This window comes from Ruegeria sp. HKCCE4148, from assembly GCF_017872495.1.
Lineage (GTDB): Bacteria > Pseudomonadota > Alphaproteobacteria > Rhodobacterales > Rhodobacteraceae > Ruegeria.
Genome location: NZ_JAEDOS010000004.1, coordinates 61504 through 80293, shown reverse-complemented (window position 1 = coordinate 80293; position 18790 = coordinate 61504). Strand labels below are relative to the sequence as shown.

18 protein-coding genes are annotated in these 18790 nt (G+C 57.6%); 7 read left to right on the top strand and 11 right to left on the bottom strand.

The features are described from left to right. Positions 1–23: 23 nt before the first annotated feature. The 4 genes from betC to I9187_RS13725 all read right to left on the bottom strand — a co-directional run bounded on the left by betC (position 24) and on the right by I9187_RS13725 (position 3736). Positions 24–1532 (bottom strand): choline-sulfatase, encoded by a 1509-nt coding sequence (gene betC, locus I9187_RS13740; protein WP_209940221.1) that lies wholly within the window; start codon positions 1530–1532, stop codon positions 24–26. After that, positions 1529–2101: a transcriptional regulator BetI gene (betI, locus tag I9187_RS13735; protein ID WP_171175463.1), complete on the bottom strand. Its 573-nt coding sequence runs from the start codon at positions 2099–2101 to the stop codon at positions 1529–1531. The genes betC and betI overlap by 4 nt, the downstream gene beginning before the upstream one ends. 86 nt (positions 2102–2187) lie before the next feature. Continuing rightward, positions 2188–3096 carry a DMT family transporter gene (locus I9187_RS13730; RefSeq protein ID WP_171175465.1) on the bottom strand — a complete coding sequence of 303 codons (909 nt, stop codon included), beginning with the start codon at positions 3094–3096 and terminating at the stop codon, positions 2188–2190. Between the two features lie 40 nt (positions 3097–3136). Further along, complete coding sequence (locus I9187_RS13725) at positions 3137–3736, bottom strand: LysE/ArgO family amino acid transporter (RefSeq protein ID WP_171175467.1); 600 nt, start codon at positions 3734–3736, stop codon at positions 3137–3139. A gap of 87 nt (positions 3737–3823) precedes the next feature. On the opposite strand from I9187_RS13725, the gene I9187_RS13720 reads away from it, so the two are divergent. Together I9187_RS13720 and I9187_RS13715 are read left to right on the top strand one after the other, a co-directional pair. Next, positions 3824–4717, top strand: coding sequence for a LysR family transcriptional regulator ArgP (locus I9187_RS13720; protein ID WP_171727837.1), 894 nt, complete (start codon positions 3824–3826; stop codon positions 4715–4717). A gap of 27 nt (positions 4718–4744) precedes the next feature. Further along, entirely contained in the window at positions 4745–5434 is a 690-nt protein-coding gene (locus tag I9187_RS13715) for a nitroreductase family protein (RefSeq protein WP_171175471.1), read from the top strand. A gap of 11 nt (positions 5435–5445) precedes the next feature. Here the strand turns inward: I9187_RS13715 and I9187_RS13710 are convergent, their stop codons facing one another. Together I9187_RS13710 and I9187_RS13705 are read right to left on the bottom strand one after the other, a co-directional pair. After that, complete coding sequence (locus I9187_RS13710) at positions 5446–6780, bottom strand: MFS transporter (protein WP_245223224.1); 1335 nt, start codon at positions 6778–6780, stop codon at positions 5446–5448. A 92-nt stretch (positions 6781–6872) separates the two neighbouring features. Beyond that, positions 6873–7613 carry a YebC/PmpR family DNA-binding transcriptional regulator gene (locus I9187_RS13705; protein ID WP_171175476.1) on the bottom strand — a complete coding sequence of 247 codons (741 nt, stop codon included), beginning with the start codon at positions 7611–7613 and terminating at the stop codon, positions 6873–6875. 110 nt (positions 7614–7723) lie between these two features. Here I9187_RS13705 and I9187_RS13700 point away from each other — a divergent pair, with 110 nt between their 5' ends. The 4 genes from I9187_RS13700 to I9187_RS13685 all read left to right on the top strand — a co-directional run bounded on the left by I9187_RS13700 (position 7724) and on the right by I9187_RS13685 (position 12851). Beyond that, complete coding sequence (locus tag I9187_RS13700) at positions 7724–9496, top strand: SLC13 family permease (protein WP_171175477.1); 1773 nt, start codon at positions 7724–7726, stop codon at positions 9494–9496. A gap of 16 nt (positions 9497–9512) precedes the next feature. After that, positions 9513–10247, top strand: coding sequence for a glutamine amidotransferase (locus tag I9187_RS13695; protein WP_171175479.1), 735 nt, complete (start codon positions 9513–9515; stop codon positions 10245–10247). Between the two features lie 73 nt (positions 10248–10320). Beyond that, the gene (locus tag I9187_RS13690; RefSeq protein ID WP_171175481.1) at positions 10321–11178 is read left to right on the top strand and encodes a bile acid:sodium symporter family protein; all 858 of its coding nucleotides are present in this window, start codon (positions 10321–10323) and stop codon (positions 11176–11178) included. A gap of 11 nt (positions 11179–11189) precedes the next feature. Next, positions 11190–12851 carry an FAD-binding dehydrogenase gene (locus I9187_RS13685; RefSeq protein ID WP_171175483.1) on the top strand — a complete coding sequence of 554 codons (1662 nt, stop codon included), beginning with the start codon at positions 11190–11192 and terminating at the stop codon, positions 12849–12851. Positions 12852–12864: 13 nt separating this feature from the next. Here I9187_RS13685 and I9187_RS13680 read toward each other — a convergent pair whose 3' ends face one another. The 3 genes from I9187_RS13680 to I9187_RS13670 all read right to left on the bottom strand — a co-directional run bounded on the left by I9187_RS13680 (position 12865) and on the right by I9187_RS13670 (position 16380). Continuing rightward, positions 12865–13602, bottom strand: coding sequence for a YbaY family lipoprotein (locus I9187_RS13680; RefSeq protein ID WP_171175485.1), 738 nt, complete (start codon positions 13600–13602; stop codon positions 12865–12867). Positions 13603–13698: 96 nt separating this feature from the next. Continuing rightward, positions 13699–15477: an SLC13 family permease gene (locus tag I9187_RS13675; RefSeq protein WP_171175487.1), complete on the bottom strand. Its 1779-nt coding sequence runs from the start codon at positions 15475–15477 to the stop codon at positions 13699–13701. 87 nt (positions 15478–15564) lie between these two features. Beyond that, positions 15565–16380, bottom strand: coding sequence for a TIGR00282 family metallophosphoesterase (locus tag I9187_RS13670; RefSeq protein ID WP_171235466.1), 816 nt, complete (start codon positions 16378–16380; stop codon positions 15565–15567). A 133-nt stretch (positions 16381–16513) separates the two neighbouring features. Here I9187_RS13670 and I9187_RS13665 point away from each other — a divergent pair, with 133 nt between their 5' ends. Further along, on the top strand, positions 16514–16741 hold the full coding sequence (locus I9187_RS13665) for a DUF333 domain-containing protein (RefSeq protein WP_171175491.1): 228 nt from the start codon (positions 16514–16516) through the stop codon (positions 16739–16741). Between the two features lie 3 nt (positions 16742–16744). Here I9187_RS13665 and I9187_RS13660 read toward each other — a convergent pair whose 3' ends face one another. Together I9187_RS13660 and mgtE are read right to left on the bottom strand one after the other, a co-directional pair. After that, complete coding sequence (locus I9187_RS13660) at positions 16745–17302, bottom strand: 5-formyltetrahydrofolate cyclo-ligase (protein ID WP_171175493.1); 558 nt, start codon at positions 17300–17302, stop codon at positions 16745–16747. Beyond that, positions 17299–18693, bottom strand: coding sequence for a magnesium transporter (gene mgtE, locus I9187_RS13655; protein WP_171175495.1), 1395 nt, complete (start codon positions 18691–18693; stop codon positions 17299–17301). Before mgtE ends, I9187_RS13660 begins: the two co-directional genes overlap by 4 nt. Positions 18694–18790 lie beyond the last annotated feature (97 nt).

Here is an 18790-nt window from a genome sequence, read left to right as displayed (position 1 = left end):
GTATTTTCGAAAAGATGACGAGGTTATTCGCCGCGCGGGAAGCGGGCGTTTTCCTCGACGACGTTCAGATCCATGTGATTGCGCATGTAGCGTTCCGATGCTTTTTGCAGCGGCTGGTAATCCCACGGGTAATATCCACCCTGGCGCAGCGCCTCATAGACGACCCAGCGCCTTGCCTGGCTGGCTCGGACTTCGGCGTCAAAACGATCCAGATCCCAGCGGGCTTCGGATTTTGCGCGCAAGGTTTGAAGCGTACCTGCATGTTCGGGGCTGTCTGCCAGATTGGTCATTTCGTGAGGGTCGGCCTCAAGATCAAACAACTGATCAGGGTCCAACGCGCAGCGGTTGTATTTCCACTTGCCATAGCGCAACGAGACCAGCGGCGCATAAGATGCCTCTGCCGCGTATTCCATCGCTACCGGCGCGGTGCGCTCGCCCCCCTGCGCAAGAGGCACAAGGTTTTCACCATCCGACCACGGTGCAATTTCATCCATATCGACCCCTGCCAATGCCCCAAGGGTTGGCGTTACGTCGATAGTAGACACCGGAGTGTCGATCCGGCCTGAAGGCAGATCGGGGGATGAAATCATCAAGGGAACACGCGCTGAACCTTCATAGAAGTTCATTTTGAACCACAAGCCGCGTTCGCCCAGCATATCGCCGTGATCCGAGACGAAGAGAATGATCGCCTCTTGCCGGGTGGTTTCCAGCACTTCGAGGATCTCACCGATCTTGTCATCCAGATAGGAGATATTGGCAAAATAGGCGCGGCGGGATTTGCGGATGTCTTCTTCGGTGATGTCAAAACTGCGCCAGTCATTGGCGTCGAAGATACGCTTGGCGTGTGGGTCCTGATTGTCGTAGCCGATATCAGCGACCTCGGGCAGCAGATGCTCACAATCCTCGTACAGATCCCAGTACTTGCGGCGGGCGACGTATGGATCGTGGGGATGCGTGAAGCTGACGGTCACGCACCACGGACGATTATCCTTACCGCGCGCCAGATCATAGAGCTTGGCCTTGGCGTTATAGGCAACCTCGTCGTCATACTCCATCTGGTTTGATATCTCGGCCACACCCGCACCGGTGACAGAACCCATATTGTGGTACCACCAGTCGATCCGCTCGCCCGGTTTTCGATAATCCGGGGTCCAGCCAAAATCGGCCGGATAGATGTCGGTGGTCAGACGATCTTCGAACCCGTGCATCTGATCAGGACCGACAAAATGCATCTTGCCAGACAAGCAGGTATAGTACCCGGCCCGGCGCAAATGGTGTGCGTAAGTGGGGATGTCGCTGCGGAACTCAGCTGCGTTGTCATAGACGCCTGTGCGCGAAGGCAATTGACCGGACATAAAGCTGGCCCGCCCCGGCGCGCAGAGCGGCGACGCCGTGTATGCGTTTGCAAACCGGGTCGAACGTTCGGCCAACTTCTTCAAGTTCGGGGCATGAAGCCAGTCTGCGGGACCGTCGGGAAAGAGGGTTCCGTTCAGCTGATCCACCATCAGGATCAGAACGTTCGGTTTTGTCATTTTTCAGCCTCGAGCAGAGTGTTGAGCACGCGTTTCGCGTGTGACACGGCCAGTTGCGGTTCTTCCGGCGCGCTGAGCGCCGCGCGGATGTACAACCCGTCAATAAGAGCAATCATGTTTTCAGCAGCTTCAACCGGGTCCTGCATCCTGGCGCGCAAAGCGTGGATCAGGTTTGAACGGATGCGTGCCTGATAGATCTGCCACAAGCGCAGTGCATCATCATTGGTTTGCGCCAGAACATAGAAGGTCATCCACGCAGCGATCACGTCAGGTGTGAAACACGAGGGGGCGAAACACGCCTCAATGATCGCCTGCGCCCGGCCTTCCGGAGCAGATGCCTTCAGTTTGGCCCGCGCCTCATCACCGAAATCCGAAAGGATCTGACGCATCGCCGCCAGAAAAATCTGATCCTTGCCGCCGAAATAATGATGCGCCAGCGCGCTGGACATACCTGCCCGTTTCGCAATTTGGCTAACTGTAACATCAAGGGATTTCTGCACACCCAGCTCGGCAATTGTCGCGCGGACAATAGCATCGCGGCGGATTGGCTCCATTCCAACTTTTGGCATCATGACCCCCTGAACAGGCGTTATGACTCCAAACTAGGAGTTTTTTATTGACTCGTCAATCAATGAAGGTCTCGATGGTGCCGGTATCACAGCTTCGGAGCAATACTCGGGGGCGTCAAGTCTCGACGATTCAGGACTGCTTCGCGCCATGAGATGAAGCTGACGGCGCACAGGATCAATGTGCCTCCGGCGACGACCCAGATATCAACGCTTTCATGGAACACGACTGCGCCCAGCAATGTGGCCCAGATGAGTTGAAGAAACGTGATCGGCTGCGTGACGGCCACAGGTGCAGCCTGCAAGGCCAGCGTCATGAAATAATGACCGGCGGTGGCAAAACAGGCCACCAGAAACAGAACCCCGAGATCGCGCAAGCTGGGTTGCGTCCAGACGGCCACAGCAAATGGGATCAGCGCAAGCGTCACCCAAATCGACAAATGCGCCACGACGACAGAAGGTGGCACATCCCGCACCAACAGTTTTGCCAGCAAATAAGAACCGCCCAGTGTCAGCGCCGTCCCCAGCATAGCCAGATGGCCCGCTGACACCTCTCGAAACCCTGGCCGTAGGATGATCAGCACACCAACCAAAGCAACCAGAATTGCCGCGATCCGCCGAAAGGCCAGCTTTTCCCCCAAAAACAGGGCCGCGCCCAAAGTCACGTAAACGGGCGTCATGTAATTCATGGCCGTGACTTCTGCCAAGGGGATCTGTGTCATGGCAAAGAACCACAGCATAACAGCAACCGCATGAACCACCCCGCGCACCCCGAACAGGGTCAACAGCCGGGGTGTCAGTTTGGTCGCCATGATCGACCGCAGTGCCGGAAGAAGGAACGCCAAGCCCAGGGCGTATCGCAGGAACGCAGCCTGAATCGGGTTGATGGTCGTGCCCAGCGACTTCACCAAAGCTGTCATTACAACAAAAGACAGCCCGGCGGCAAACATCCAGAACATGCCTGCAAGAGGACGGGACGAAACGGTGTGTGAGGTCATGGCCTAGGTTGAACACCGAAACCGAGCCAGGAACAACCCTTCACATGACAACAAGTTTCAGTGCGATACCCAGCATGACGACGCCAATTCCGGCATCCAGTACTTGCCACGCCCGGGGTCTCGTAAAAACAGGCGACAAAATACCCGCGCCGTATCCAAGCGAGAAGAAGAACACAAAGCTGGAGGTCATCGCGCCCAGCGCAAACCCCAGACGGTCGTCATACTGCGCCGAGATTGAACCGATCAAGACCACTGTGTCCAAATAGACATGCGGATTCAGCCAGGTGAACGCGAGTACCGTAAGCAACGCGGCCTTCAGGCTGGTGCGCTGGCCATTGCCGATCTCCATCACCGCGCCGCCCCGCCATGCCGAATGCAAGCTGCGCAGCCCATACCAAGTTAGGAACGCGGCTCCGCCATAACGCATCACGGTTTCGAACCACGGCACCGCCTGCGCGAGCGTACCAAATCCCGCGACACCTGCCCCGATCAGCAACGCATCAGATATCGCGCAGGTCAGGCACAGAACAAATACATGCTCGCGCCGCAACCCCTGCCGCAGAATAAAGGCGTTTTGCGCACCGATCGCGAGGATCAGGCTGAAACCCAGTGCAAAACCGGCGATCGTGGATGTGGGCATGGAACCTCCTGCGCTTTGGCAGCGTTGACTAAGCCCCATCGGGGAATCTATCAAATTAAAGATTCTATTCCGAATTAAGCAAAGCTAATGTTGCTAGACCCCAATCAACTTTCCGCATTGTCAACCATTCTGCGGCTTGGCAGCTTTGAGGCTGCAGCCGTGGAATTGGCTGTCACGCCTTCGGCAATTTCCCAGCGGATCAAGGCGCTGGAGGATCGTGTAGGTGCGGCGCTGATCCGCCGGGGTACACCTTGCACTGGAACACCCGCAGGGCTGCGCATTGCCCGCTATGCCGAGGATGTTGGACTGCTTGAGTCGCAATTGGCCCGCGAACTGGCATTGGAACAGGATCCGGTGTCGGCGCGGGTTCGCATTGCTGTGCCTGCTGATGTACTGGCCACTTGGTTTATCGATGCAATGGCGCAAGTACCCGATATGCTGTTTGATCTTGTCATCGACGATCAGGATCATTCGGCCGAGTGGCTGAAACGCGGCGAGGTCAGCGCCGCCGTCACAGTAGGCGGGCGTCCTGTTACAGGGTGTGATGTGACGCCGCTGGGTGTCCTGCGATACCTGCCCACAGCCAGCCCTGCCTTCATCGAAACGTGGTTCAAGGACGGTGTGAACAAGGGCACGCTCGGCAAAGCGCCTTGCCTGGTTTTCAACCAAAAGGACAGTCTGCAGAAGGCATGGCTTTCGAAATATGCCGCGCCTAACCTGTCGCCCCCGTTTCATTTCCTGCCGTCCTCGAACGGGTTCGTGGATGCCGCGATTGCCGGTCTGGGATGGGGCATGAACCCAGCAGTCCTTTCCAAAGACGCCTTGGAAGACGGGCGGTTGCAACCCCTCCTCGCTAATGCTCCGCTGGATGTTGCCCTCAACTGGCAGGTCGGTCGCGTACTTGCACCCGCCCTCAAACCGCTTACACATGCCGTTCGACGTGCCGCCAAGCAGGTCCTGTTACCGCCCAGCGCGAACTGATCGCACACCACAGTTTCGGAGGAACCGATGTTCTCACGCGATGCCCTCAGCTATAATCCCATTCCCCTGCCGGACCGATCCGAGATCAGCGACGCGGACATGCAAGGTGCCGCACAACAGTTCTACGACAAGATGCGCCAGCGCCATACGGTGCGGGATTTCAGCCCCCGCCCCGTGGACCGCTCTGTAATCGAAACGTGTTTGCGCACAGCGGGCACTGCGCCTTCTGGCGCCAATCACCAACCGTGGCACTTTGCTGCGATCTCCGCCCCTGACCTGAAGCAACGCATCCGCGAAGAGGCCGAAGAGGAAGAACGCCGGTTCTATGCGGGCGGCGCGGGCGACGAGTGGATCAAAGCGCTTGAGCCCATCGGCACCAACGCAGTCAAAGAGCATCTGACTTTTGCACCCTGGCTGCTCGTGGTGTTCGCCCAGCGCTGGGGACAATTCGAAGATGGGACGCGATACAAGAACTACTACGTGCCGGAAAGCGTGAACATTGCCACCGGCTTTTTGCTGGCTGCACTGCACCATGCCGGTCTCAGCACTTTGACCCATACCCCGAACCCGATGCGGTTTTTGAACGACGCGCTGGACCGGCCCGCGTCAGAGAAACCGACGATGATCATTGCAGTGGGACATCCTTCGGAAACCGCCACGGTGCCAGCCGTGGCAAAGTTGAAGAAACCCCTGAACGAGATCTCTTCGTTTTTTTGAGAACAAGCGCTTTACTCCTGCGGCTGGGATACGTCTTCCCGGACAGGCTCCATCATTCGATAGCATGTGACGCAGGACACCAGGCTGGCGGCGACAATGAAGGCGACCGCCAATGCGACCTCATGCATATGGGCCACTGCGGCCAGGGCTGCCGAAAGCAGCACAGCTGACAAACGAGTAATTGATTTGACCGCAGCCGTCCCCTGCACGCGCAGATCTTTGGGAGCGATATCCAGAAAATACAGCTTGCGCGCACTGCTGATCCCCGTCACCGCCACGGTGACAACAAACAAAGCGATGGCATGCAGATGCACATCGTGATCGATGCCCAAGTAGTGGAACGCCAAAAGGACGCTTCCGGTGGCAGCCACCATCAAGGTTCCAACCATCATAACAGCGCGATGGGACTTCATATTCACGAATTGCCATAATGGCCCCGAAACAAGATAACCCGAAGCAGAAGACACGATCATCGCAGTCAGACCTTGTGCCGAACTGTGATGCGCCTCTGCCGCGATCAACGCGAAGAACGGAACAGAGAGCGTGACCGCCACCAACGGCATACGCATGATCATGAAGCGCCGAAACCAAGGGAATTCGAACATGCTCAGAATACCCTGAACATTGGCCCTAAATGACAGTTTTGGTTTGGTTTCAGCTTTCTTTGCCGGTTCAGCAGTGCCTGCGTTCTCGGTCATTGCCAACATCAGAAGCCCCGAAAACATAAAGAATGCAACAGACACGCCGATCATGGTGGAATGTCTTGAAAACGGTGGGTTTTCCTTGGTGATCTGATGCACTAGCAGAGCAAGGCCAATGGCACACAGGCCGCCACCCCCAAGCTGCAAATATTGCATCACCATGCGCGAGCGTGAATGGAGATGATCGCCTAGCAGGTCGGTGAACATGAGGTTCTGGACCTCGTCCACCAAGCCGATCACAAAGAAAACCGAAACGAAGATCACAGCAATCAGCGGAACGATCCCGGTCGCGGCGGCGGCCATGGCCGTCACCAGGCAAGCGCCGATAACAGCTTCGGTCAGGGCAATGGCCCGCTTCTTCTGGGATTTTGCCGCTACGGATTGCGCCAGAAAGAAGTCAGATATCATGCTGCCGACCATCCGGACCGAAACCAAAGCACCCGCCACGAACATTGGCAGCTCAAAAGACACCGCCAGAAACGGCAATACCACCGATGGGCTGCCAAGGGTCCACGCAACCTGAGACATAATACTCTGCCCAGTCAGAACAGGCACATTGCGTTTGGCAGCATCGGGTGTCTCGGGCGTCATGGGTCTTGCGGTCGCATCTTTCCATAGATCAATACCCGCCCAACCTAAGCGCATCCACGGATTCCGCCAACAACCATTGGAAATCGCCCGGAAACGAAAAAACCCGGCCAGGTTGGCCGGGTTTCCAAACCGCATCTTGCGCTTTTTCAGAGCTGCGCCATCACTTCGTCAGTGGCTTCGAAATTGGTCGTAACGCGTTGCACGTCGTCATCGTCTTCCAGCGCATCCACCAGCTTCATCAGCTTTTGCATATCTTCCAGCCCCAGCTCGGTCGTGGTGGTGGGCTTCCATACCAGCTTGGTCGATTCCGATTCACCCAACGCTTCTTCCAGCGCGCTCGATACATCGTTCAGGTCGGTATCGGCGCACCAGATGATGTGACCATCCTCCGAGCTTTCGACATCCTCGGCCCCGGCCTCGATCGCGGCTTCGAAAATCGTATCCGCATCGCCGGCATCCGCCTGATAGACAACCTCGCCCTTACGGTCGAACATAAACCCGACCGAGCCCGTCTCACCCAGATTGCCGCCATTCTTGGAAAAGGTCGAACGCACGGTCGAGGCGGTGCGGTTACGGTTGTCGGTCATGGTCTCGACGATCACCGCGACACCGTTCGGGCCGTAACCCTCGTAGCGGATTTCTTCATAATCGTCGCCCTCACCGGCGACCGATTTCTTGATTGCGCGGTCGATCACGTCCTTCGGGACCGAGTTCGACTTGGCTTCTTTTACGGCCAGACGCAGGCGCGGATTCTTGTCGGGATCAGGGTCGCCCATCTTGGCGGCAACGGTGATCTCTTTCGACAGTTTGGAAAACAGTTTGGACCGCGCGGCGTCCTGACGTCCCTTGCGGTGCTGGATGTTGGCCCATTTGGAGTGGCCTGCCATAATGCGTCCTCGTCATCGTGATTACGTGTTCGGCGCTCATATAGACGTTTGCGGGGGGCAGGATCAAGAGAGCGGCTTGCGACAGTACCACTGGCTTGTATGGTGACGGCATGACGACTGATCAGATCATTCTTTTTTCGCTTTTCATCACAGTCTTTGGAATGTTGCTTTGGGGTCGGTTTCGGTACGATCTTGTGGCCTTCGCCGCGCTGATGATCGGCGTCATGCTGGGTGTTGTGCCAGTGGATGACGCTTTTGCAGGGTTCGGCCACCCGGCCACCATCATCGTGGCACTTGTGCTGGTCGTCTCGGCCGGGCTGGTCCGTTCGGGGGCGGTTTTCATGATTACCCGCACTTTGGTCGATGCCTCACGGGGGCTGGGCGCGCATATTGCGCTGATGGGCGGGATCGGCGCGGTCCTGTCAGCCTTCATGAACAACGTGGCGGCGCTGGCGCTGTTGATGCCTGTAGACATCCAGACCGCACGCAAAGCCGGGCGGTCTGTGGGTCTGTCACTGATGCCGCTGAGCTTTGCAACCATTCTGGGGGGGATGGCGACCCTGATCGGCACCCCTCCGAACATCATCATCGCGTCGATCCGGGCCGAGACGCTGGGCGAGCCGTTTCACATGTTTGATTTTGCGCCCGTGGGCGGGATAGCCGCAATTGCGGGTCTTGCCTTTGTCGCTCTGGTCGGCTGGCGTCTGATCCCTAACCGCGGGCCGCAAACTGAAACCTCAGAAGCACTGGCCGAGTATATCGCCGAACTAACCATCCCGCCGGGTTCGATCCATATCGGAAAACGCGTGAGTGAGCTCTATGAGGCAGCTGAAAAATCTGATGTCGCCATCATTGGTCTGATCCGCGATGGCAAGAGGCGTTATGGCCGATCCGCCCATGCCACGCTGAAGGAAGGCGACGCACTGGTTTTGGAGGCCCGACCCGAGGCGTTGGACGAATTTCGCGCCGCGCTGAATCTCGACTTTTCGGACACGCGACGGCAGGAGTTACTGACGGCTGAGGGCGACGGGCTTGAAGTCATCGAGGTGGTTGTGCCGGAAAGCGCCCGCATCACCGGGCGCACCGCACAGGGTCTTGGACTGGCCTGGCGGCAGAGTACAGTGCTGATGGGCATCTCACGTCAGGGGCGACAAATCACCCAACAGGTTCGCAAAACCGAGGTGGAACCCGGCGATATCCTGCTGCTGCTTTGCCCGCGCGACCGCGCTGCGGATGTGACGGAGTGGCTGGGTTGCCTGCCCCTTGCCGGACGCGGCCTGAATGTTACCGCAAACGATAAAGCGTGGCTGGCCATCGGCCTGTTTGCTGCCGCCGTTTTGGCCGCAAGTATTGGGTTGATCTACCTGCCGATAGCTTTGGGTCTGGTTGTCATCGCTTATGTGCTGACCAAGATCATGCCAATTGCCGACATCTATAATCACATCGAATGGCCGGTGGTTGTCCTTCTGGGGTCGATGATCCCACTTGGCAGTGCTTTGGAGACCTCTGGCGGGACTGAACTCATTGCAAATGCGCTGATCCAACTGACCGATGGTCTGCCCGCTTGGGCGATCCTGACTGTGTTGATGATCGTGACCATGACATTGTCGGATGTGCTGAACAACACTGCCACCGCCATTGTCGCCGCCCCTGTTGGTATCCAAATGGCCCGCACGCTCGAGGTTTCACCCGACCCATTCCTGATGACGGTTGCGGTAGCTGCCTCGGCCGCGTTCCTCACGCCAATTGGACACAAGAACAATACGCTGGTTCTGGGCCCCGGAGGCTATCGGTTCGGCGATTACTGGCGCATGGGTCTGCCGCTTGAGGTGCTGATCATCGCGGTTTCCATACCTGCCATCCTTGTCTTCTGGCCGCTTTGACGGGTAAAGGCAGCATATGAAACGCTTTTTGATCCTGCAACTGCGCCCGGAAACGGATGCATCCGACGCCGAATATGCTTCGATTCTGGACAAGACTGGCCTTGCGCCCGAGCAAACCCACCGTATCCGGCTGGATTGTGAGGACCTGCCTGAAAGTTTGGATGTAACAGACTATGCAGGTGTCATCGTTGGCGGTGGTCCCGGCTGTGTCAGCGATGATCCCGCGACGAAATCTGAACTGGATGCAAAGATCGAAGGTGCGGTCATGGGGCTCATGCCGCAGATCACGGCGCAGGATCACCCCTTCATGGGCTGCTGCTATGGTTTGGGCGTTCTGGCCGCACATCTGGGCGGTGAAGTCAGCAAAGCCCGCTATGGCGAACCGGTCGGACCGTCAGCCTGCCGCCTGACGGACGATGGTGCCAATGATCCACTGACAGCCGGGCTGAACCTGGAGTTCGACGCCTTCGTTGGCCACAAAGAAGCTGTTCAGGCTTTGCCCGAAGGCTGCGTACATCTTGTTGCCTCAGACCCCTGCCCGTTTCAGATGATCCGCTTTGGTCAGAACGTCTATGCCACACAGTTTCACCCCGAAGCGGATGCAAGAGACTTTGAGCAGCGCATCAACATCTACAAACATCACGGCTATTTCCCGCCCGAAGACGCCCAGCGCCTGATCGACATCTGCAACGCCGCAGACGTCACCCAACCCGGCGAAATCCTGCGCCGCTTCGTCGAACGCTACAAGTGACCTAACGGCGCGGTTGCCTGCGCCTTTCATGCTCGCATAGGCTGATCCGAAACGACTTTGGGAGGAGTTGTTCTTGGATTTGCTCATCAATGTCGGCCTGCCGATCTCGCTTGCCACCATAATGCTGTCCCTAGGCATCGGGCTAGAGATCGCGGATTTCCGGCGTGTGCTGAACCGGAAATATCCTTTTGCAATTGGTGCGGTATGTCAGGTCGTACTTCTGCCCATTGCTGCGTTCTTCACCGTCACACTGTTTGGACTGCCCCCTGAAATCGCAGTTGGCTTCATGCTGCTCAGCTTTTGCCCGGGCGGTGTGACCAGCAACATACTGACCAAGCTAGCCAAGGGCGACGTGGCGCTTTCCGTCAGCCTGACTGCGGTGATCAGCATCTTTTCAATCCTGACAGTGCCGTTTCTGGCGGCGTGGTCCATTACCTATTTCATGGGGGAAAACGCGCCAGATGTGTCGATCAGCGGCCTGGCGATTGCCATGTTTCTGATCACCACCCTTCCCGTTGCCATTGGGGTCGGAGTTCGCAGGTTTGCAACCGGGTTTGCAAACCGCATCGAGGGCGGACTTTCGACGCTCGCAACCGTTTTGTTTGTCATGATTGTCGTGGCCGCCCTGGCTGGAAACTGGCAGATTTTCATTGATAACCTGGGCATCATGGGCACCGGTCTGATCTCGCTTAACGTGGCCCTTTTGCTTATTGGGCTGGGGATCGCACGTGCGGCAAATCTGTCATGGGCCGAGTGTAAAAGCATATCAATTGACACTGGCATCCAGAACTCGACACTGGGCATTACACTGGCGGCCCTAATCACAGGCACAGAGAGCGGATTTAGCCCTCTGGCCCTGCCGTCCGCAGTCTACGGGATCACGATGTATGCCGTCGTGCTGCCGTTCCTCGTTTGGTTTCGACGACGCTGAAAGGACAGTTCATGACCAAGAACACAGCAGATGCGATTGTCGTCGGCGCAGGCCTAGCCGGACTGGCCGCCGCAGCTGAACTGGGCGACCGGGGCAAAAAGGTCATCATTGTCGATCAGGAGCCCGAGAGCTTTCTGGGTGGTCAGGCGTTCTGGAGCCTCGGTGGTTTGTTCATGGTCGACACTCCGGAACAACGGCGGATGGGCATACACGACAGCCAAGAGCTTGCCCTTCGTGACTGGATGGGCAGCGCACAGTTCGACCGCGCGGAAGACGCTTGGCCCCGCAAATGGGCCGAGAGTTATGTCGAGTTTGCGGCTGGTGAAATGCGCCCCTGGTTGCATCAGATGGGTTTGCGCTGGTTTCCGGTCGTAGGTTGGGCAGAACGCGGTGGATCCTATGCGAACGGGCATGGCAACTCTGTTCCGCGTTTTCACATCACTTGGGGCACTGGCCCCGGCGTTCTGGAGCATTTCATCCGTCGGGTCCGCGAACATGCCAGCGCCGGTCTGATCCAGCTGAAGTTCCGCCATCAGGTCAGCCATATCATCATGCAGAACGGCACGGCCAAAGGCGTATCAGGCGAGGTTTTGGCCAACGACACCGCCCAACGTGGCGGAAAGACCAACCGGGACGAAGTGGGAGAGTTCGAGGCCTATGCGCCGTCGGTCATCGTTACCTCGGGTGGTATTGGCGGCAACTTTGAAATGGTTCGGCAGAACTGGCCCAAGGATCGTCTGGGCGAACCTCCAAAAGACATGGTGGCTGGCGTGCCCTTTCATGTCGATGGCCGCATGATCGCGATCAGCGAAAAAGCCGGCGGACATGTGATCAACGGCGACCGCATGTGGCATTACACCGAAGGCGTCCGCAACTGGGATCCGATCTGGCCTGCCCATGGTATACGCATTCTGCCCGGCCCCAGCTCTATGTGGTTCGACGCCAAAGGAAACCGTCTGGAACCGCCCTGCCTGCCGGGGTTCGATACGCTGGGGACGCTGAAGGAAATCCTGAAAACAGGATACGAATACAGCTGGTTTGTTCTGACCCAAAAGGTCATCAAGAAGGAATTCGCCCTATCCGGGTCTGAACAGAACCCGGACTTTACCTCCGGCAGTTGGAAAGAGGTCATCCGTCAGCGCATCCTGTCAGGCTCCAAAGCAACCGCACCGGTGGAAGCGTTCAAAGAACATGGCGAGGATTTCGTCGTCGCCAACACGTTGACCGAACTGGTCAACCGGATGAACCATCTGGGCGGTGGGTTGATTGACGAGGCGCACTTGCGCGGGCAGATCGAAGCGCGCGACTCGCAGGTCGACAATCCATTCTCAAAAGACGCCCAGATGATGGCGATTCTGGCCGCCCGAAACTATCGCGGCGACAAGCTGATCCGCACAGCAAAACCGCATAAGTTCCTCGATCCGACCAACGGCCCGCTGATCGCGGTCAAGCTGCACGTTCTGACGCGTAAAACGTTGGGCGGGTTGCAAACCAACCTGGACAGCCAGATGATCGGAGGCGATGGAAATGTGGTGCCTGGCCTGTTCGCCGCTGGCGAAGTCGCCGGGTTCGGCGGTGGAGGCTACCACGGCTACAACGCGCTCGAGGGTACGTTCTTGGGCGGTTGCATATTTTCGGGGCGCAACGCAGGGCGGTCTAGGGCTGTCGCCTGATGGCCCCTCTGCTTTATTTGCGGACCAGCTTGATCACCGGCTCTCCGTCGCCGTTCAGAAGAGCCAGCGCGTCGCCTTCCATCGCAAAGGACGTGACGCTTTGCATCGTCTTGAGGAAGGCGCGCTCAACTTCATCCAACTCGGGCGGACAAGCCATGAGGGTTGCGGCCATGTTGTCGGGAAATGTGAGCCGGTTGCCTGAAATCTCGGCCTGACCGCTGAACCGGTTACAGCCGCCGCTGCCACCAAAGGACCCGCCTTGCCCAAAACTCAGCTCTGGGCGTTTTTCCGTCTCAAGAGGCGCGCCATTCAGGGTTGCGGCAACCCATTCGGTGTTCTCAATCGTCACACTTCCCTGACTTTGGGCTTGGACCAGCAACAAGTCAGCCGAGTTCCCCGCTTCGTTTGTCAGGACCGGATAAACCGTGTCTGTAGTGAACAACAGCTTTTGCCCCTGCGTGACCGTCGCTCGCACCGCGTAGCTGTGCCCTTCTTTGATCAACGCATCATCATAGGTCAGTTCAAACTGCGCAGGCACACCTGTCAAAGCGTATCGTTGCGCCGAGAGTGTCACGGCTGGTGCATCGGCCAGCGAAATATCCTGAAGCTCAACAAACAGGGTTGCATTGGGCGGAAGGGCGATACGCTCTCGATACGTCGCGGTACCTTCAACCGTGCCCGCCATCGCGACACTACTGATCATGGCGGCAAACACTGCACCTGCCAATATGGCTTTTCCGGTCGTCAGCATGGCAAATCCCCTTTTACAAATCACATTTCAAAAAGATCGTGTGTCTTTGCACGTTTACAAGGGCTTCCTGAAACAGGTGGCAATTCTAAGCCGATCCTAAAGGGGCCAGATCAACGGGATCAGCAGCGACGCCAGCAACCCAACTGTCAAGTTCAGCGGGATGCCCACCTTCATGAAATCGGTAAACCGATAACCTCCGGGGCCATAGACCATCATATTCGTCTGATAGCCGATCGGCGTTGCAAATGAGGCCGAAGCCGCCACCATGACCGCGACCACAAGCGGACGCGGGTCCATTCCCACGGCCTGCGCCAAACCAATGGCGATTGGCGTAACAACAACAGCAACAGCGTTGTTCGAGACCAGTTCAGTCAGGACGGAGGTCAGCAGATAGACCGCCCAGATGATCAGGAAGGGCGGCAAAGCGCTAAGCCCAGGCGCAACAGCCTCGACAATCAACGACACGGCGCCAGAACTGTCCAATGCTGCGCCAATGGCGAGCATCGCAAATATCAAAGCCAATAGCCGACCTTCGACAAAGGAAAATGCCTCATCCGCATCGATACAGCGGGTCACCAAGACTACTGCCACCGCCACAATCGAAAGCAGCAGGATCGGTGCGATGCCCAGCGCAGCAAGCGCAACAATCCCAATCAGTGCGCCTATTGCAATGGGCGCATGGCTGCGTCGGAAAGCGCGCGCCGACGGTTGGGTGACGTCCACCATATCCATTTCAGCCGCAAGCCGTTGTATGTCGGCGGGCGCACCTTCCAGCAGCAACGTGTCACCCACACGGACCACAAGATCGTCAAGTTGGCGACCGATATTCTGGTTGCGACGGTGAACCGCCAAGACATAGACACCATATCGCCGCCGCAGACGCAGCATTCCCAAGGTCCGCCCTACCATGCGGCATCCGGGTGTGATCAGCACTTCGACCGTCTTGGTTTCAACGGCAGAAACCTGATCCACACGCTTGAGTTCCTTGTTGCTTTGCAAACTCAACAACTCGGTCATCTCGGTCCGTAAAACCACACGGTCGCCAACCCTCAGCTCAACGCCTTTCAGATTGCGCCGCAGTGATTCATCCCCGCGAACCACGTCGATCAGACGGACTCCGGGTCGTTTGAACAATTGAACACCGGTCACTTCGCGCCCGATCAGGTTGCTGTCGGGTGGAATGACGGCTTCGGTAAAGAACTTCATCTTCGACCGGTCGCTGAGCAATGACGCCATACTGTCACGCTCGGGCAAAAGCTTGGGCGCGATGAAGCGCAAATAAATCATCCCGTAGATCACAAGGACGATCCCCAGCGGCGTGACCTCGAAGATTGTAAAGGGTGTCATCCCCTGAGCGCGCGCAACACCATCAACCAGCAGGTTGGTCGATGTGCCAATCAATGTCAGCGTGCCGCCCAGAATGGCCGCATAACTCAAAGGAATCAGCAACTTGGACGCGGGCACATTCAAGGTTCGCGCAATTTGTACAAAGACCGGGATCATGACCACAACCACCGGGGTATTCGACACCACAGCCGAGGCCAGAACGACAAACGCCATGAGCAGCCCAATCGCGATGCGCGGGTTGACCTGAGCCTGTTTCTGCGCGGTTGAGGTGAACGAATCCAATGCCCCCGTTCGCACCAGGGCCCCCATGATGATGAACATTGCTGCGATCGTCCAAGGCGCGGGATTGGACAAAACCGCCAACGCGCTTTGATAGGGCAGAATGCCCGTAACAAGCATCAGCGAGACGCCTCCGATGGCCACAACCTCGGTCGGATAAACCTCGCGCAGGAACATGACGAACATGCCCGCAACGATAAGCAACGCCAGAATTGCGCTGCCCGTGTCTGTCAGTGAAAGGAAATTCATTCGTGGTATTCTGTCCGAACCCGGGCCCAAGCGCCTGATGACATGCAGTTTCACGCATTGCGCACGGCAGAGCAAGCCTGACGTTTGTTATTCAGGCCCAGCTTGTTCCAAACGCCCCCCGACGCGCACCATATGCACAGATTTTGCCCGCCCGTCGCGATCATCGGTTTCCACGAAAACGCCGCTTAGCGTTGCTTCACCATTTGCAGGGGTGAACCTCGCCTTGGGCATACCGGTGATGAAGCGGCGCATCGGTTCCTGCTTGTCCATCCCGATGACCGAGTCGTAGTCTCCGCACATGCCTGCATCTGTCAGATAGCCTGTACCACCCGGCAATATCTGAGAATCTGCGGTCGGCACATGAGTGTGCGTTCCTACAACGAGGCTGGCACGTTTATCGCAATAATGGCCCATCGCCATTTTCTCGGACGTCGCCTCGCAATGCATGTCCACGATGATGGCTTGCGCCTGCCCCCCGCGAGGATGCGACTTCAGGATCGGTTCGATGGCCGAGAACGGATCGTCAAAGGGCCGTTTCATGAAAACCTGCCCAAGCACCTGCGCGACCAGAACCTTGCGCCCACCCGGTGCATTGAACAGCCGATGCCCCCGCCCCGGTGCGCCTTTGGCAAAGTTCACCGGGCGCACGATGCGCTGCTCTTTCTCGATATATTGCAACATGTCCTTCTGATCGAAGGCATGATCACCCAGCGTCAGGCAATCCGCACCCGCATCCAGAAGCAGCTTGGCGTGATCGCCGCTCAGGCCCATACCGTTCGACGCGTTTTCGCCGTTGACCACAACAAAATCCAGCCGCCATTCATCGCGCAGGCGCGGCAAGTGCTGCTGAACGGCGGCGCGGCCCGCGCGCCCCATGACGTCACCAAGAAACAAAATCCTCATGATCCGGGTCGTAGGGGCTGTGCAGGGCAATAACAAGGCGGAAGCATGAAATTTGCCGCAGAGTTGAGGGTTGAATTCACATTCACCTGTGGCAATATTTTTGAAGAGCGTTTGAAAATAGAAGGAATTCTTCGTGAAATCTTTAGTTTTACTGACGGCCAGCGTCTTGTTTGCTTCGGCTGCCGTTGCCGAAGGCACCAAAACCTCCATGCCCAACCCCGCAGCAACATTTTGCATCGAAAACGACGGGACTTATCAACTTCGGAAAAACGAAGACGGCAGCGTTTTTGGTGTCTGCATTCTGACAGACGGCACCGAAATTGATGCCTGGGATTACTTGCGCAGCCATTTCGAGCAATAACAGCTAGAAGGTCAGCACCCGGCTTTCCGTGATGACCATATCCAACGGTTGGTCTGTTGGCTCCAACGGCAGGCCCTCTGTTTCCTGCGCATCAAAGGCAAAACCGATGGCCAGCGTCGGGCGCTTGGCGCGCAAACCTTCCAGCGTGCGGTCATAGAACCCGCCGCCATAGCCCAGCCGACCACCATTTGCATCAAACGCGACCAGCGGCACGATCAGAATCTCGGGGTCGAAATAGTCATCCACCTCGGGCACTTTGGCTCCGAACGGGCCATCTTTTAGTACACCTTCGGGCGTCCAGCGAGAGAATTTCAAAGGTTGACCAGCGGCCTGAATGACCGGCACGCCAACCGGCCCGTAAGCCGATGCCTCGGCCATCGCGGGCAGAGGGTCGATCTCGGTCCGGATCGGCATATAGCCTGACATGGGTACGCCCCGGTGCCCCGCCAGAACCTCGGATAGCCGTCCGGCCGCACCGGGCAAACGCGTATCAAATGCAGCCTTGCGGCGGGCAAAGGCCGCTTTGCGGGCTGCGGCCTTGATTTCGGTCAGATCGGTCACAAGAGCACCACGCTGGCAAGGCCAAGAAAGATGAAGAACCCCATGACATCCGTTGTGGTTGTCACAAAGGTTCCGGACGCCAGCGCCGGGTCAACACCCAAACGGTCCAGCACGACAGGTACTACCGTACCCGCGAACCCGGCGATGATCATGTTCACGACCAAGGCAGAGCCGATCACGACACCCAATAGCGGAGAGTCAAACCACAACATCCCCACGGTACCCAACACGATGGCAAAGCATAGCCCGTTGAGCATGCCGACCAACAATTCGCGCCGGATAACACGCATTACGTTTGCATTGGTCAGGTCTCGCGTCGCCAGAGCACGTACGGCCACCGTCAGCGATTGTGTGCCCGCGTTACCACCCATTGACGCGACAATGGGCATCAGGATGGCCAGCGCGACCAGTTGATCAATCGCGGCCTCAAACTGTGAAATCACCAGCGAAGCACAGATCGCCGTACATAGGTTCACCGCCAACCAAGGCAGCCGCCGTCGGCTTGTCGCCGCCACACTGTCGGAAATGGAGCTTTCGTCGCTCACGCCAGCGAGGCGCAGGATGTCTTCTTCGTGTTCCTCATCCAAAACAACCATTGCGTCGTCGATGGTGATAACACCAACCAGACGACCATCAGAATCCACCACCGGTGACGAGATCAGATGGTACTGGTTGAAGGCATACGCCACGTCTTCTTCGTCCTGATCGACGGGGATGATGTGAAATTCTTCTTCCGCCAGATCGGTTAGCGGTACTTCGCGCCGCGTCGCCATCAGCTTACCCAAAGTCACCTGCGCCACTGGCTTCAGGCGCGGATCGACCAGCACCACGTGATAAAACTGCTCGGGCAGATCATCATTGGCGCGCATGAAATCAATCGTTTGCCCGACGGTCCAATGCTCGGGCGCCATGACGACCTCGCGCTGCATGAGACGGCCGGCCGAATTTTCAGGGTAGGACAGCGCCTGTTCGGCGGCGATCCGTTCGGAATCCTCCAGCGCATCCAGGATGGTTTCCTGCTGAGGCTCCTCAAGGTCCTCAAGCAGGTCGACGACATCGTCGCTTTCCATCTCGCGCACGGCTTCAGCCAGAACATCCGGGTTCAGGACCGATATCACCTCTTCGCGGACCGATTCATCCAGTTCGGACAGGATGTCGCCGTCAAATTCCTTGTCATACAGGCGGATCAGGCGGGACCGGTCAAACGGGTTGATCTGCTCAAGAAGGTCCGCGATGTCCGCCGCGTGCAGCGGCTCCATCAGCTCAATCAGCTTGTCGCGGTCGTCGATATCCACCGCATAGAGGATTCCCGCCACAACCTTGGGGTCCAGCGCATAGGCGTCCTCGTCCCGGGGCAGATCGTGTCCGGCTTCGTCACTGCCTGTCGTCATGCGCTGCCCCCTTGTCTCGGCGATTGGCCCCTAAATAGAAGAAGCAGCTACAGGAAAACAATGACAATGCGCCAATTTACCCACTTCTTTCGTCCGC

Coding starts and splice junctions, on each gene's coding strand:
- I9187_RS13710 (WP_245223224.1), bottom strand. CDS start 6,780: ATGCGCTTAGGTTGGGCGGGTATTGATCTATGGAAAGATGCGACCGCA.
- I9187_RS13715 (WP_171175471.1), top strand. CDS start 4,745: ATGTTCTCACGCGATGCCCTCAGCTATAATCCCATTCCCCTGCCGGAC.
- I9187_RS13730 (WP_171175465.1), bottom strand. CDS start 3,096: ATGACCTCACACACCGTTTCGTCCCGTCCTCTTGCAGGCATGTTCTGG.
- mgtE (WP_171175495.1), bottom strand. CDS start 18,693: ATGACGACAGGCAGTGACGAAGCCGGACACGATCTGCCCCGGGACGAG.
- I9187_RS13720 (WP_171727837.1), top strand. CDS start 3,824: ATGTTGCTAGACCCCAATCAACTTTCCGCATTGTCAACCATTCTGCGG.
- I9187_RS13680 (WP_171175485.1), bottom strand. CDS start 13,602: ATGCTGACGACCGGAAAAGCCATATTGGCAGGTGCAGTGTTTGCCGCC.
- I9187_RS13705 (WP_171175476.1), bottom strand. CDS start 7,613: ATGGCAGGCCACTCCAAATGGGCCAACATCCAGCACCGCAAGGGACGT.
- betI (WP_171175463.1), bottom strand. CDS start 2,101: ATGCCAAAAGTTGGAATGGAGCCAATCCGCCGCGATGCTATTGTCCGC.
- I9187_RS13695 (WP_171175479.1), top strand. CDS start 9,513: ATGAAACGCTTTTTGATCCTGCAACTGCGCCCGGAAACGGATGCATCC.
- I9187_RS13685 (WP_171175483.1), top strand. CDS start 11,190: ATGACCAAGAACACAGCAGATGCGATTGTCGTCGGCGCAGGCCTAGCC.
- I9187_RS13675 (WP_171175487.1), bottom strand. CDS start 15,477: ATGAATTTCCTTTCACTGACAGACACGGGCAGCGCAATTCTGGCGTTG.
- I9187_RS13725 (WP_171175467.1), bottom strand. CDS start 3,736: ATGCCCACATCCACGATCGCCGGTTTTGCACTGGGTTTCAGCCTGATC.
- betC (WP_209940221.1), bottom strand. CDS start 1,532: ATGACAAAACCGAACGTTCTGATCCTGATGGTGGATCAGCTGAACGGA.
- I9187_RS13670 (WP_171235466.1), bottom strand. CDS start 16,380: ATGAGGATTTTGTTTCTTGGTGACGTCATGGGGCGCGCGGGCCGCGCC.
- I9187_RS13700 (WP_171175477.1), top strand. CDS start 7,724: ATGACGACTGATCAGATCATTCTTTTTTCGCTTTTCATCACAGTCTTT.